General features: G+C 68.8%; 10 protein-coding genes. 4 read left to right on the top strand and 6 right to left on the bottom strand.

The features are described 5' to 3' along the window. Nucleotides 1–23 precede the first annotated feature (23 nt). From ACWEGE_RS09400 to ACWEGE_RS09380, 5 genes are all read right to left on the bottom strand, one after another. Nucleotides 24–572 carry a hypothetical protein gene (locus ACWEGE_RS09400; RefSeq protein WP_449659967.1) on the bottom strand — a complete coding sequence of 183 codons (549 nt, stop codon included), beginning with the start codon at nucleotides 570–572 and terminating at the stop codon, nucleotides 24–26. A 265-nt stretch (nucleotides 573–837) separates the two neighbouring features. Then, nucleotides 838–5,283, bottom strand: coding sequence for an FxSxx-COOH system tetratricopeptide repeat protein (gene fxsT, locus ACWEGE_RS09395; protein WP_449659966.1), 4,446 nt, complete (start codon nucleotides 5,281–5,283; stop codon nucleotides 838–840). Between the two features lies 1 nt (nucleotide 5,284). Continuing rightward, entirely contained in the window at nucleotides 5,285–6,328 is a 1,044-nt protein-coding gene (locus ACWEGE_RS09390; protein WP_449659965.1) for an AAA family ATPase, read from the bottom strand. Further along, on the bottom strand, nucleotides 6,306–7,793 hold the full coding sequence (locus tag ACWEGE_RS09385) for a VMAP-C domain-containing protein (RefSeq protein WP_449659964.1): 1,488 nt from the start codon (nucleotides 7,791–7,793) through the stop codon (nucleotides 6,306–6,308). The genes ACWEGE_RS09390 and ACWEGE_RS09385 overlap by 23 nt, the downstream gene beginning before the upstream one ends. A gap of 93 nt (nucleotides 7,794–7,886) precedes the next feature. Then, nucleotides 7,887–8,816, bottom strand: coding sequence for an effector-associated domain 2-containing protein (locus ACWEGE_RS09380; RefSeq protein ID WP_449659963.1), 930 nt, complete (start codon nucleotides 8,814–8,816; stop codon nucleotides 7,887–7,889). Nucleotides 8,817–8,918: 102 nt separating this feature from the next. On the opposite strand from ACWEGE_RS09380, the gene ACWEGE_RS09375 reads away from it, so the two are divergent. Beyond that, the gene (locus ACWEGE_RS09375) at nucleotides 8,919–10,124 is read left to right on the top strand and encodes a low temperature requirement protein A (protein ID WP_449659962.1); all 1,206 of its coding nucleotides are present in this window, start codon (nucleotides 8,919–8,921) and stop codon (nucleotides 10,122–10,124) included. Here ACWEGE_RS09375 and ACWEGE_RS09370 read toward each other — a convergent pair. Continuing rightward, nucleotides 10,119–10,943: a helix-turn-helix transcriptional regulator gene (locus tag ACWEGE_RS09370; protein ID WP_449659961.1), complete on the bottom strand. Its 825-nt coding sequence runs from the start codon at nucleotides 10,941–10,943 to the stop codon at nucleotides 10,119–10,121. The two genes, ACWEGE_RS09375 and ACWEGE_RS09370, sit on opposite strands and share 6 nt — an antisense overlap. Nucleotides 10,944–11,043: 100 nt before the next feature. Here ACWEGE_RS09370 and ACWEGE_RS09365 point away from each other — a divergent pair, with 100 nt between their 5' ends. The 3 genes from ACWEGE_RS09365 to ACWEGE_RS09355 all read left to right on the top strand — a co-directional run bounded on the left by ACWEGE_RS09365 (nucleotide 11,044) and on the right by ACWEGE_RS09355 (nucleotide 14,465). Continuing rightward, nucleotides 11,044–11,847, top strand: a complete 804-nt coding sequence (locus tag ACWEGE_RS09365; protein WP_449659960.1) for an SDR family NAD(P)-dependent oxidoreductase — start codon at nucleotides 11,044–11,046, stop codon at nucleotides 11,845–11,847. 97 nt (nucleotides 11,848–11,944) lie between these two features. Next, nucleotides 11,945–13,240: an acyl-CoA dehydrogenase family protein gene (locus tag ACWEGE_RS09360; protein WP_449660266.1), complete on the top strand. Its 1,296-nt coding sequence runs from the start codon at nucleotides 11,945–11,947 to the stop codon at nucleotides 13,238–13,240. Between the two features lie 19 nt (nucleotides 13,241–13,259). After that, nucleotides 13,260–14,465 carry an acyl-CoA dehydrogenase family protein gene (locus ACWEGE_RS09355; RefSeq protein ID WP_449659959.1) on the top strand — a complete coding sequence of 402 codons (1,206 nt, stop codon included), beginning with the start codon at nucleotides 13,260–13,262 and terminating at the stop codon, nucleotides 14,463–14,465. The last annotated feature ends 32 nt before the right edge of the window (nucleotides 14,466–14,497 follow it).

Raw genomic sequence — 14,497 nt, 5'->3', positions numbered from 1 at the left:
GGAGATCCGTTGCCGACCCGGCGTCACGGCTGCGACCGGAGGATTTGCCGCGCCTTCTCGATTTCCTCTATCAATTTCTCAGCAATCCGATCTTGCCGCGAAATACTCCTCATTCGCCAGTCCTCAGCGGACGAATCTCCGGCGGAAGCTGCAACAATCACGTCTTGTTCAGGGCCAGCCGCATCAGCGAGACGTCGCGCAAGGTCGGCAATCTCGCGAAGATGAACGCCGGTTCCCTCGATATTCTGCTCAGCGAGATTGCTCGCCACGATTCGAAACTCGGCGATGTTGAGCTTCTCGAACCCAGCGCGAGTGATCGGAACAAATGCCAGCACATGGCGTCCGATCTCTTCCCCGCGATTCAACACCTGAACGACCTCACTGCGAGCCATCCGGGCTCGTTGGGCTCGACGCTCGAGGTGACCCGTCCACGCGCTGACAGCAGCCACCACCGCAGTAAGAATGCCCGCACCTGCAGCGATCACGCTAGCATCAAGGCCGACACCATCGGTCAGAGCAGACGCAATTTCAATTGAGGTCCGTACCAGTACCGGCCCCTCCGAATTTCCCATTGTCGAACCCTTTCAGCATGTTCAGCCGGGGCCGCGGTAGCAGCCCATCGCCCCACCCCGCGGACGAGGTAATTTTTCGCAATAGCGGCACCGGCCTGGAAACTCTATTCCCACTCTTCGGCAGCAAGGTATCCGTTACGGAAACTTGAGGGCTGCACCTGAGCGTCGCTTGCGCCGGGCGTGGCCGGGAACGTGCGTCCCGGCCGTGCCCGGCGAACCCGTCGTCCGCCGCAACGCACGTGGACGAAGGTGTGAACAGAATGCCTTAGAGGGGCATCGGGTCGATGTCACAGTCTGCGCGAATGTTGTTCGCCGCAGCGATCGTGCCCGGGTGGGTCTCACCCAGGACCTGGCGATAGCGATTCATGACGTCGATGTAGAGCTGCTCTGCTTCTTCTGTCCGGCCCAGCGCCCTGAGGTCGAGCGAACGGTTGAGCTGAACCGCCAGTGTCGTTGGGTGGTTCTCACCGAGAACCCGACGGGAACGCACCAGCAGTTCCGCGTCACGCTCGGCGGCTTCTTCGAGGCGGTCCAGTGCGGCGAGATCACTCGCGACGTCGATCGCGCACACGATGCTGTGCGGGTGATCCTCGCCCAGCTGTGCCCGGAACCCCTCCAGGGAACGTTCGTCAAGGGCTCGCGCGCTTGACGGGTCGCCGGACAGCCGCATCGTCACGCCGAGATCGAGCGCCGCGGAGAGCGTGTGCGGGTGCTTTTCTCCCAGGCTCTCGCGGTAGAGGTCGAAGACCTCCTCGCCCAGTTCGCGAGCCCGCGCGAACTCGTGCGCGTGCCGCAGGTCGATCGAGTACCCGAGCGCACAAGCCAGCGCGTTCGGGTGCTTGTCGCCGTACCGGACCCGGAACCGGCGGAGCGCGTCCTCGGAAATCGCGCGAGCCACGTCGTGGTCGCCGTCCTTCCTGCAGGCAACTGCCAGGTGGTACTTGCGGCGCAGGGTGCTGATGCTGTCCGTACCGTAGAGCTGCTCGACCCGGTCGGTGATCTGCTGCTGCTCGATCCGCGCCCACGGGTAATCGCCCAGCTCACGCCGGGCGACCACCATCAAGACCTGGGTCGTGACGGTCGACGCGTTGTCGTAACCGAGAACCTCGACGCGTTGGCGATAGGTGTCCTGGGCCAGTTCATACGCCCGCCGGTACTCCCCCGTCAGGAGCAGTGCCGCGATATAGTCATTGGCGGCGACCAGTGTGCTCGGGTCGTCGTTTCCGAACAAGCCACGTGCCTTGACGTAGATCTCTTCGTTGCGCTGGGCGGCTTCCGCGAATTCACCCCTCGCCTTCAGGATGACGGCGTAGGTCAGTGCGGCAACGAGCGTCTCTTCGCGATCGGGACCGATCGCGTCCCGGTAGCGGTCATAGGTGTCGTGGCTGGTCCTCGCGGCGTCTGCATAGCGCCCGACAGTCCATTGGAAGAATGCCAGCCGCTCGGAAGCTTCCAGCTCCTGCAACGGCGGGTCCTCGATGGACGCCTCGCCCCTGCGCTGTCGTTCGAGCCGGTCCCGCTCCCACCCCTCCACCGCGCGTTCGGCAAGGGTGACTGCGCCTTTGTGGTCACCCCAGTAGTAGAGGAACTTCATCAGGTTGAGCACGAGCTGCCGCACCCACTGGTCCGTGCACTCGATCAGCTCGGCGTCGTAGATGTGCGGCAGCACCTCCTGATAGCGCTGCCACTGCCGCGGCGACCTCGGGTCGTTCGGGTCGAGGTTGGCCAGCAGCTGGTGCGCGCCGTGCCGCATTTCGTTCCGGTGCTGATCCGACATGCGGTTGCGCAGGACCAGCTGGACCAGCCGGTGCAGAAGGATCGTGTCGGTGCGGTGGTCGATCTTCGCGAGGCCGAACCGGTTGATGTCGCGAACAGCCCGGCTCAGCTTGATCGGATCACGCAACGCCGTGTCGAGTTCGGGTGACACCGTGAGCCCGCGAACGCCGGCGAACAAATTGCGCGACACCGGTTCGGGGGCGAAGAAAGCACACACCTGCAACAGCTGGTGGGCCGCCGGGTTGCTGACGCTCAGCTGGTCGAACGACACGTTCCACGCCGCGGCGACCGAGGTCTCGTAGTCCTGCGGGCTGGAGGTCTCGAGGATTTCCGCGACCTTCTCGTCGAACAGCTGCAAGTACTCCCCGGCCCTCATGCCGGTCTCAGCCAGCCAGGCCGCGGCCTGCTCGATCGCCAGCGGGAGGTCGCCCAGTTTTTCGGCGATGCGATCAGCGTCCGCGTCGTCGAGTTGCGGCCCACGCCTGCTCAGCAGCATCTTGCTTTCGCTGCGTTCGAAGATGGCTATCTCCAGCGGACGTGCCACTCCCGCCCAGTTCGGGTTGCGTGAGGTCACGAGGATGTCGCCGGGACCGCCGACCGGGAAGAACGGGCGGACCATTTCCGGGTCTTCGGCCGAGTCGAAGACGAGCAGCCACCGCCGGTACGGCCGGCCGAGGCGGAGTGCCTCCTTGACCGCGGGCACGGCGGTGATGGCCTCCCCGGCGCCAGGCAGGCGGAGGTGCTGGGCGAGTTCGGTGAGCGACGCGTTGATCTGGGTCGGCTGGGTGGCCTGGATCCACCAGACGATGTCGTAGTCCTGCAGGTGCCGGTAGATGTATTCGGTGGCCATCTGGGTCTTGCCGATGCCACCCATTCCGTGCAGGGTGGCGGGCAGCACCGCTGTGGTGCCGGCGCCCAGTAGTTCGCTCAGCTGGCTGAGCAACTCGCCGCGGCCGGTGAAGTTCGGGTTGGGCGGGGGAATCGCACCCCAGACCGGGGGAACCTCCTCACCCGAACGCCGTACCTGGCGCGAAGTCGACGCCCCTACGCTGGCCACGACGCTTGCCTTGTCGGCAAGTATTGCTTGGGTCTCGGCAGAGCGTTCCGTCGACTCCGGGTCCACCACATCCGTAGCGGCGGCCTCGCCGGGGATACCCGATTGCTTGAGTTCCTGCGACATCGTCACCGCCGGGATGCTAGCAGCGCTAACATCGTTGTCCATAGTAGGGGAACCGCGCATACCGGGTGAACTCGAAGGCTCGGTGTCCAGTCTAGCCAGCCGATCGGCTCGCGATAAGTATGGACCCGACAACGCACTCATCACATCTCGTTCGAGTGCTATTTCGGCAGGTGACGCCGTTTCGGGTTCCGGGTCCGGGGTCGAGTCCGGCTCGGCCAATGCCGCCTGCAGCCGCGCCAATGTCGGGTTCTGCTCGCCGTACTGCCGCGACGCCGCCCGGACCGCGTGCGCGGTGTCCGACCTTCGCGCCCCGCTGAGCAGCACTCTTCTGGTCTGGCCGGAGAACTCCCACGGCGTGTTCCGGTCCCAGGGCTGCCGATCACGCTCGTGTCGCAGCAGGCCGCTCGTGAACACCTCCACGAGGTGATCGGGACCGGACCCCGGCAACATCTCCGCCTGCACCGCCGACGCGACGTCGAGATCCACCGGGACCGCAGCCAGTAGCGTGGCCAGCCGAAATGCCGACGGCGACGCCTGACTGTGAAAATCCCTCACCCGATCACTCGAGTCGGCCTCATTCTCACGTGAAGCCGGAATTTCACTCGATTCGGTTATCGCCCTCACCGGCTGGTCGCGAATGATCATGACAGAACACTTCCGCGGGACACCCGCCCGGCCGGTGACGACCTCCGCCCACCTGCGAAACCACCGTTCCTCCAGTTCCAGCACCGGTACTGCGACCGAGTTCGCGGTCAGTTCCGCTTGCTCGAGTTCGTCGAGCAGGAAGTCGGTCAACCGGACGAGGTAGGACGCGTTGGGCCGCACCGGACCCTTGGTCGTGATCTCGGCGTCCTGTGCGTCGACTCCGCCTCGGGCCCAGAGCCGCCGGGGCAGCAGGTGCACCACCGCGACCGGCACCTTCCGCCCCCAGCGCGCCAGCAGCGGCTGCACGAGGTCCCGGCGCCAGGCGTCACTGATGCCGTCGGTCAGCACGAGCATCAACCGGCGGCCGGAGGAGTCGACCGGCTCACCCGCACCTCGCGCCGGGCTGTCCGGTGTGCCGCCGCGCAGCACCGGCCCCAGGACCAGGCCGCCCTCGGCACGTCCGGTCTTCCCCGTCTCCAGAAGCCGCACCTGGACCGAACGGAAGATCCCGAGCCGCCGCTGGCACAGCGTGACGAACGCCGCGATGGTCGGGTTCCACAGCGCCATCGACGGCGCCTGCTCGACCACCAGGGTCAGGTGCAACCACGGCCGGCGCGTCCGTTTCATGACGGGGAACAACATCCCCGCTTCCGCGCTGAGGTCGACCGTCCGCTCCTCGTCGAGTTCGACGTCTTCCGGCTGCTCCGAGGCGACCTTCCGCTTGAACGCCCGGAAGGAGCGAACGAGTTTCCCGATGTCGGGCAACGGCGAGGTCGCACCGGCCGACGGTGATTCCGCTTCGGCATCGAGCAGGCCGCCCGCGCCAACGGTCACCCGAGGGGTCCCCAGCTCGGTCAGGACGACCGGTGGCAGGTCAGGCGGCGGCAGCCGATCTCCGTCGCGCCCGGGCTCTTCCCCCCGGTTCACCGGTGGCGGATGCACCGCGGCTGTCTCCGGCAGCTCGTCCCGGTTCGGCGGCTCCTCAGGGGCCGGCAGCGGCTCCGGGGCGTCCACCGAGCCGGCCGCGATGGCGGCCATCAACCACAGCCCGTCGGCGACCTCGTCCGCCGTCAGGTCGTGGTCGTCGGGATTGCCCGGGTTTTCCGGCATTTCAGTGCCCCTGCTGGTTCAGGTGCTGCCAGAGCGCCTCGACCAGCTCCGGCCAGCCCGGGTCATCCGGCCGGTAGGCCCCCGAAGTCGCCAGGAAGATCGCGTCGAGCAGTTTGTCCGCGGGCAGTCCCCCGAGTGCCGTCCGCCGGGCGACGAAGTCCTCGATCAGCACCGCGCGGTGGTTCGGGTCGAGGGCGTGCGCGGCGACGATGGCGGCCAGCTTCGCCGGCCCGGGGTCCTTCATCTCCAGGCGCAGGCACCGGCGCAGGAACGCCGGCGGGAAGTCCCGTTCCCCGTTGCTGGTGATGATGACGACGGGGAACGCCGAACACCGGACGACCCCGTTCTCGATCTCCGCCGTGTGGCCGGGATCCGCCGTGAACACCTCGGTGACGGGCGAATGACGGGCGTCTCGCGCGAGCTCCGGGATGAGGTACTCGCCGTCCTCGAAGACCGACAGCAGGTCGTGGGGGAGGTCGGACTCCGCCTTGTCCAGCTCGTCGACGAGCAGGACCCGAGGCAGCCGGCGCGGCAGGAACGCCGTCCCGAGTTCCCGCAGCCGGAAGAAATCGCCGACGGGCCGATCCTCCCCGGCGGAGCCGCGTGCCTGCGACGCCTGCAGACGGCCGATGGCGTCGTAGTCGTAGAGCCCGGATCTCAGCGTGGTCTGCGAAGTGACCGACCAGCGGAGCACTCGCCCCAACCGCAGCTCGCGGGCGATCCGGTAGGCCAAGGTCGATTTCCCGCTTCCGGGTTTCCCGGTCACCAGGAGCGGACGGCGCAGGTACAGCGCGGCGTTGACCATGTCGACTTCGGCGCGGTCGACGTGCCCGGCGGAAAAGCTCAGCTCCACGCCCAGGCGCCGGTTCGTCTCGGCGTCGTCCTGCGGCAGGTCACCGGCCGGCGGTACCTCGTCCCGGCGGAAGTCACGCCACGGCGGCGGGGGCGGCAACCGGTCGGCCAGGTGCGTGTCCTGCAGCGGATGACCTGTGCCGCGGTAGATCCACCAGTCGTGCGTGCCGTCATGACGCTCGGTGGTGCTCATCGGCACCCCCTCCCGGAGCCGGTCCGGGTCCGCCGTCGGCGAGAGGGAGCATCCGGTTCGGATCGTCCCATAGCACCACCAGATCCCCTAAGATGCCGCCATCCGGGGACGACGACCGATTCCTGAGCGCGTCGAGCCGATGTTTCCTGGTCAGAGTCGGCAGATTCCCCAAATCGTGACGCCCGGCCAACCAGGTTACCACCTCGCGCACGCCTTCCGAAGAAACCGTAGGATGCCATACGACGACCGGCAAGCCCGCGCGCAAGGCGGCGAAGAGTTCGTCCCGGCCGGGAATCGGGTTCGACGGCGGAGCGGTGGTCAACACCGTCATGAGCCAGCGCTCGTCACTGAAAACCGCGTCGATCTGCTGCTGGTCTTCAGTGTCCGCCGGATCGCAGAAATACACCCGCTCGACGGATGGTTCCGCCGTCCAGGAGGCCCAACGCCGCCGCCAGACCCGGTGCGAACGTCGGGAGCTCATCCGTTCCAGTGAACGAATGACCGTCGGATAGCTCATGTACAACGGTTGCGGCCCACCGAACTCACGCTCCGTGCGCCAGGTGTGCACCGGAAGATCCAGTAAACCACGCGGCAGCACGAACTCGATGACGGCTTCCGCGTCACTTTCCGACCACGATTCTTCCGCCGCGGAGATCACTTTCGCCACTTCGGTTTCGAGCTCCGCCGACCTCGCCACGACGGTTTCCCCACGAGGGGGCGGCCACTCGTCCGGATCGTCCTGCCGCCAGTGCGAGATCTCGTGCCGATCCGCGTCGACCGGATCCGTGCTGATCATGATCGCCAGGTGCAACCGGCCCGACCGAGAGGGCACAGCCTGCGCACGAAGCTCACGAAGTGCCTCTTCGAGCCGGAGCCGATGAGCCTGTCCGTCCGCCCACTTGCGCAGGCTCACGGCCAGTTGTTCGTCGCATTCGGCCGAGATCAACTCGGCGAAGGCCACGACCGGTGGCAGCTCTCCGGGCGCGGCGTTGAAGTCGGCAAGGCCGGAGAAGGCCTCCGCCGCGTCCGGGAAGACCGGCGCCGGGAAGACGTGGGGGGCGGCACGGCGAACGGCCACCCGGAGCCCGGGTGGCGCGAACCCCTCGAGCCGCTGGCGAAACTGCTCCTGCTCCGATTCCGCTACCACATCCCGCAACGGCAGGGAATCCACCAGATCGCGGAACTCGGTGCACTCCTTCGTTCCCGGCCGCAGGAATTCGAGCACGTCGGCCAGCGCCGGCAGCCCGTTGTCGAGCACGCTGCAACCGTTGACGATCTCGATCAGCTGCGCCCGCGGGGCGAGCTGATCCGGCACGGTGAAAGGATTGTCAAGCGCTCGCCGCAACTCCGCGACCATCAAAGTCCTGATCGACTTGTCGTCGGCGAAACCGGCGACCACCAGTACGTCGACGAGAGCCCGGCGGATCGTGAGGCCGATTTGGGGGCGCCCTTGCCTGATCGACACCGGCGTACCACCTCCCGCCCCCGCGAAGTGCCCCGAAGATCGCGAGTCTACCTATCCGGCGCTTCGCGAAAAGGGGCAAAAGGCGGACAACTGTCAACGCACCTCGAGCGTCGAACGACCGGCGATCACGGCTCCCAGGTGATCGACCTGAGGCGACCCCGGGTCGAGCAGGCGCACGGTGGCGAGCAATTCCTCGAGACCGCCGTCGTACCGTTCGCAAGTTCGCGCCAGCGCGATCACGTGCAGGCGGTCTTCCGCTTGGTGCGGCACGGCGTCGGCGATCTCGCGCCGGGCGAACGACTGCAGGAGGAGCCGCCGGCTTTCCGCGTTGCGCACGCACGCGACCGCCAGCAGTGCCTCGACGAGCTCCGCGAACCCGAACGGACTGGCGGCCGACCGCGATGCCGACACCGCGACCCGGGCGGCCGGGGCACCCAGAAGGCGCAACCACGCCTCGGTCTTCGTTTCCTTGTTCTCAATGGGGATCCGCCGGTACGAGGGCGCGTCCGCGGCCGGGTCCGCGCGGACCACGTCCTGGTAGAACGTGTTCGACACGACCAGTGCCAGCACGGCTTTCGACTGCTTCAACGCCTCCTTGACCTCGGCCGCGTCCAGCAGGCGGAACGCGAAGCTGTTCGCGTCGCTGATCGTTCCGTGGCTGCCCTGGTAGACCTCGCCCGCGTGGAGGGCCACCCGCAGGCGCACGTTCGCCTCGGCGGCGTGCACCTCGTTGTACCGGCGCAGCTCCGCCAGCATGCGGTCCGGCAGCTCGGCCACCAGATCCGCCTTCGTCACCTCGGTGGGCAGGTGGATCATCACGCCGTCGCCGGTGTTCTCCATGAAGAGGGCGTCCCATGGGATGCCCGCGTCCGCGAAAGCGGTGCGCATGAGTTTCCAGAACCCCTCGTGGACGACCAGCCGGTGCGCGGTCGTCCTCTTGGGGTCGTTGTAGCCGGCGATGTCGACGGCCATGATCGTCTTGTGGTGCGCGGCCGCATAGGAATGCACGACCCACCTCCCCACGTCCGGGCTCATTGTCCCAGACACATGCACGCTGGGCCACGTTCGCGCAGGGCGTTACGACAAAACCGGAACCACTTGACATGTTTTCGTCCATAATTCGGCGTGCCCACGACACGCCTGCACCTGGTGAGCGCGGATGAGGACCACCGCGTCTCCACCATCGAGCTGTTCTTCGACCTGGTCTTCGTCTACGCCATCACCCAGACCACGCAGCTGATGGCCGACCACCTGAGCCCCATCGGTGTCGGGCAGGGGGTGGCCATGCTCGCCGTCCTGTGGTGGTGCTGGTGCTCCTATGCCTGGCTCGGGAACACCATCCACGTCGACCACGGGATCGCGCGGCTGGCCATGTTCGGCGCCATGGCCGTGATGTTCCTGGTGTCGCTGACCATCCCGGAAGCCTTCGTCGACCACCCCGGCGGCCTGTATGCGCCCGCGCTGTTCGTCGTCTGCTACGCGCTCGTCCGGCTTCTTCACCTCGTTGCCTATCTGGGCGCGGCGAAGGACGACCCGGGGCTGCGGCGGGTGCTGCTCAAGATGTTCGTGGGCCTGCTGCCGAGCGTCGTGCTGCTCGGGGTGGCCGCCTTCCTGAGCGGGCCGTGGCAGCTGGGGCTGTGGGTCGTCGCGCTGCTGGCCGACTACCTCAACGTCTACCTCACCGGGCCGGACGGGTGGCGGCTCAACTCGCCTGCGCACTTCGCCGAGCGGTTCGGGCTCATCGTGATCATCGCGCTCGGCGAGTCGATCGTCGCCATCGGGATCGGGATCGGGGCGCTGCCGATGTCGTGGCTGGTCGCCGGGGCCGCCGTGTGCGGGCTCGCGCTGGCCGCCGGGATGTGGTGGACCTACTTCGACGTCGTCGCGCGCGTGTCCGAACACCGGCTCACCCAGGCCACCGGGACCGAACGCACCAAGCTCGCCACCGACTCCTACACCTTCCTGCACCTGCCGCTGATCGCCGGGATCGTGCTGGTCGCCCTCGGCCTGAAGAAGGCCTTCCTTTACCTCGCCGACACCGAGCACCACACCCCCGGCGAAGCACTGCACGGCGTGCCGATCTGGACGTTGACCGGCGGCCTCGCGCTCTACCTGATCGCGCTGAGCGCGCTGCGCAAGCGCAACCTCGGCAGCTGGAACGTCCAGCGGCTGGTCCTCGGCGTGCTGCTGGTCGCGTCGACGCCGCTGCTGGAGCACGTGCCCGCCGCCGCGCTGCTGCTGATCGCCGCCGCGCTGGTGCTCGGGCTCATCACGTTCGAACGGCTCCGGTTCGGTGAGTGGCGGCGGAACGTGCACGCCCAGCACTCATAGCAGCCCGGGGCCGACGACCGACAGCAGCCGCAGCTTCTCCGCGTCCTCGGTACCGGGCGTGGCCGTGTACACCAGCAGCACCTGCGCGAGGTCGTCGGTGAAGAGCAGCTGGCAGTCGAGCGCGATTTCGCCGACGCCGGGGTGCACGATCGTCTTGCGCCGCTCGAACGGCACCGCGACCTCGTGCGCCTCCCACAGCGTCGCGAACTCCGCGCTCTTCGCGGTCAGCAGCCGCGCCAGTTCGGTGGCCCTGGTTTCGGTCGCGCTGGCCGCCCGCAGCTTCGCCACCAGGAAACGGGCGTGACGCGCGCGCTCGGCCATGGGATGGATCCGCTGCTCCGCCGGGTCGGTGAACCACCGGTAGACGGCGCTGCGGGCGGCCCCGCGATAGCCGGTTTCGGTGCCGAGCAGGGCTTCGGCCAGCCGGTTCTGTGCGAGCGTCTCGCCGAGGTTCGACATCACCTGCGCGGGTGTGTCGTGCAGCCGGTCCAGCACGCGCATCAGCGGCGGGCTGACGTGGTCCGCGCGCGACACGCGGCTCGGCGCGGTGTGCCCGGCCAGCCGGAACAGGTGGTCGCGCTCGTCCAAGGTGAGCCGCAGCCCGCGCGCGATCGCGGCGAGCAGCTGCTCCGACGGACGCGGCCCGCGCTGCTGCTCGAGCCGCGTGTAGTAGTCCGTCGACATCCCCGACAGCGCCGCAACCTCCTCCCGCCGCAGCCCGGAGGTGCGGCGGCGCTGCCCCGGCGGCAGCCCGACGTCGTCCGGGCGCAGCGCCTGCCGGCGGCGGCGCAGGAAGTCGGCGAGTGCGGCGCGGTCCACGTCGTCGATTATCGGCGCCCCCGCGGCCGGTGCCAGGGATCGCCGATCCCCCGATCGGCGCGCTCTGCCGCGGCCTTCCCGCCGCCGCGACGCTGAGCGCATGACCACTTACCTCGTCACCGGCGCCGGCGGTGGGCTCGGCGCCGTCACCGCCCGCGAACTCGCCGCCACCGGCGCCCGCGTCGTGCTCGCCGTCCGCGACCCCGCCCGCGTCACGCCCCCGCCGGGTGACACCGAAGTCCGGCGGCTCGACCTCGCCGACCTCGCTTCGGTGCGCGCGTTCGCGGCCGGCTGGGCGGGCGAGCTCGACGTCCTGATCAACAACGCCGGCGTGATGGCCGTGCCGTACGCGAAGACCGCCGACGGCTTCGAGACGCACCTGGCCGTCAACCACTTCGGGCCGTTCCTGCTGACGAACCTGCTGCTGCCGCACGTCACCGGCCGGGTGGTGACGGTCTCGTCAGGCCTGGCGCGGCGGGGCCGGATCCGCCTCGACGACCTGAACTGGGAGCGCCGCCGCTACTCCGCGCTGGGGGCGTACAACCAGTCGAAGCTGGCGAACCTGCTGTTCACGCACGAACTGCAGCGGCGCCTCACCGAGGCCGGGCGGGCCACGCTCGCCGTCGCGGCCCACCCCGGCGTCGCGCGGACCGGGCTCGACCGGCACTACCGCGGGGTGTCCGCCGCCGTCTTGAAAGCGCTTTACCCGGTGATCGCCCAGAAGAAGCCCGAGTACGGCGCCCTGCCGATCCTGTTCGCCGCGACCGGAGACGTCCCCGGCGGCGCCTACGTCGGCCCCGGCGACCGGTCGGGTGGCCGGCCGAAGCTCGAACGGCAGCGCGGCGTGGACGCCGACCTGGCCCGCCGGCTGTGGGAGATTTCGGCCCGGCTCACTCGGCGATGAACCCCACACTGGCGCTATCCCCGCTCCCGGGTTAACCTACTGGCGAGTAGGTAACGGGATGGAGGGCCACATGGCTGCGCCAAGGAAACGGGACGCGATGGGCTGGGGCCTGTCCGCGCTGACCCGGCTCGCCGGGAGCAAGGTCGTCGATCGGGCCGGGTTGCGGAAGCCGCTCGAGGGCCTGGTCACCGCGGGGACGCGCAACGGTTTCCGCGTCGCCGGCGCGGCCACCCGGTCGTTCAAGTCGGTGCAGAAGCTGGGCAAGCCCGCCCGGCTCACGCCGGCCGCCGACACCGGGCTGTTCGACCTCACCCCGAGCGAGGACCAGCAGCTCATCGTCGAAACGGTGACCGAGTTCGCCGCCGAGCAGCTGCGGCCGGCCGCCGCGGACGCCGACGCCAAGCTCGAGGCGCCCGAAGGGCTGCTGAGCCGGGCCGCCGAGCTGGGCATCAGCCTGGTCGGCATCCCGGAGGAGCTCGGCGGCGTCGGCACGGAACGCTCGGTCGTGACCAACGCGCTGGTGGCGGAAGCGCTTGCGCACGGCGACCTCGGCCTGGCCGTCGCCGTGCTCGCGCCGTCCGCGGTCAGCACCGCGCTGGTCAGCTGGGGCGACGAGCAGCAGCAGGCCGACTACCTGCCCGCCTTCACCGGTGAGCACGTCCCGGCCGCCGCACTGGCCCTGCAGGAGCAGAAAGCGCTCTACGACCCCTTCAAGCCGGCCACGAAGGCGCGCCGCACCCCGAAGGGCTACCAGCTCGACGGCGTGAAGTCGCTGGTCCCGCGGGCGACGCAGGCGGAGCTGTTCGTCGTGTCGGCCGACCTCGAAGGCCGCGGCCCGGCGCTGTTCCTCGTCGAGTCGTCGAGCGCCGGGGTGAGCATCGAGGCCGAGCCGGCGATGGGCCTGCGCGGCGCCGCGACCGGCAAGCTGCACCTGGAGCACGTCAACCTGCCCGCGGGTGCGCTGCTCGGCGGCGGCAAGGCGGACGTCTTCGCCGAGGTCGTCCGGCTGTCGCGGCTGGGCTGGGCGGCGCTGGCCGCCGGCACCTCGAAGGCCGTTCTCGACTACGTCGTCCCGTACGTCAACGAGCGGGTGGCGTTCGGCGAGCCGATCAGCCACCGGCAGGCGGTGGCGTTCTCCGTCGCCGACATCGCGATCGAGCTGGAGGGCCTGCGGCTGGTCACGCTGCGCGCCGCGGCGCGGGCCGAGCAGGGCAAGCCCTACGCCCGCGAGGTGGCGCTGGCGCGGAAGCTGGCCGTGGACAAGGGCATGCAGATCGGCAACGCGGGCGTGCAGCTGCTCGGCGGGCACGGCTTCGTCAAGGAGCACCCGGTCGAGCGCTGGTACCGGGACCTGCGGGCCATCGGCGTCATGGAAGGCGCCGTCCTTCTCTAGGCTTTGGGAAAGGCAAGTCATGATCAACCTGGAAGTCCCCAAGAAGGCCGGCGCCCTGATCAACCAGGCGTACCAGGCCGCGGCCGAGGTGTTCCGCCCGATCTCGCGCAAGTACGACCGCGCGGAGCACACCTACCCGGCCGAGCTGGACATGTTCGCGGCGCTGCTCGACGGCTTGAATTCGTCCGGCGAGGGCGGCGCGGGCGCGGCGGGCGTCCGCCGCTCCGGCTCCGACGATTCGGCCAAGGGAAACCGCAACGGAGCCAACCTGAACGTCGTCCTCGGCACGATCGAGATGTGCTGGGGCGACGTCGGCCTGCTGCTGTCGATGCCGCGCCAAGGCCTCGGCAACGCGGCGATCGGCTCGGTGGCGACGGACGAGCAGCTCGAGCGGTTCAAGGGCATGTGGGCGGCGATGGCGATCACCGAGCCGGCGTTCGGCTCGGACTCGGCGGCGGTCAGCACCACGGCTCGCCTCGACGGCGACGAGTACGTCCTCAACGGCGAGAAGATCTTCGTGACGTCGGGCGAGCGCGCGGACGCGGTGGTCGTCTGGGCGACGCTGGACAAGTCCAAGGGCCGCGCGGCGATCAAGTCGTTCGTGGTGGAGAAGGGCACGCCGGGCTTCGAGGTGGTGCGCACCGAGCACAAACTCGGCATCCGCGCTTCGGACACGGCGGTGCTGCGCTTCGAGAACTGCCGCGTCCCGCGCGAGAATCTGCTGGGTTCGCCCGAGATCGACACCAAAAAGGGTTTCGCGGGCGTCATGCAGACGTTCGACAACACCCGCCCCCTGGTGGCGGCCATGGCGATCGGCGTCGCCCGCGCGGCACTGGAGGAGACTCGCCGGATCCTCACGGAGGCGGGCGTCGAGATCGACTACGACCGCCCAGCCAACTCCCAGCACGCGGCGGCGGCGGAGTTCCTGCGGCTGGAGGCGGACTACGAGTCGGCGTACCTGCTGACGCTGGAATCGGCCTGGATGGCGGACAACCGCAAGCCGAACTCGCTGCAGGCGTCCATGGCGAAGGCCAAGGCGGGGCGTTCGGTGGTGGAGATCGCGCTGAAGTGCGTCGAGCTGACCGGGGCTTACGGTGAGGAGTCGCTGCTCGAGAAGTGGGCCCGGGACGCGAAGATTCTGGACATCTTCGAGGGGACGCAGCAGATTCAGCAGCTGATCGTCGCGAGGCGGATCCTCGGGAAGACGTCCGCCGAGCTCAAGTGAGACCGCTGGAGGCCGCCCCGGCCCGGGTGGCC

This window comes from Amycolatopsis sp. NPDC004747 (genome assembly GCF_053601335.1).
Note: the sequence above shows the minus strand (reverse complement) of the source record. Positions and strands in the feature narration are given on the sequence as shown.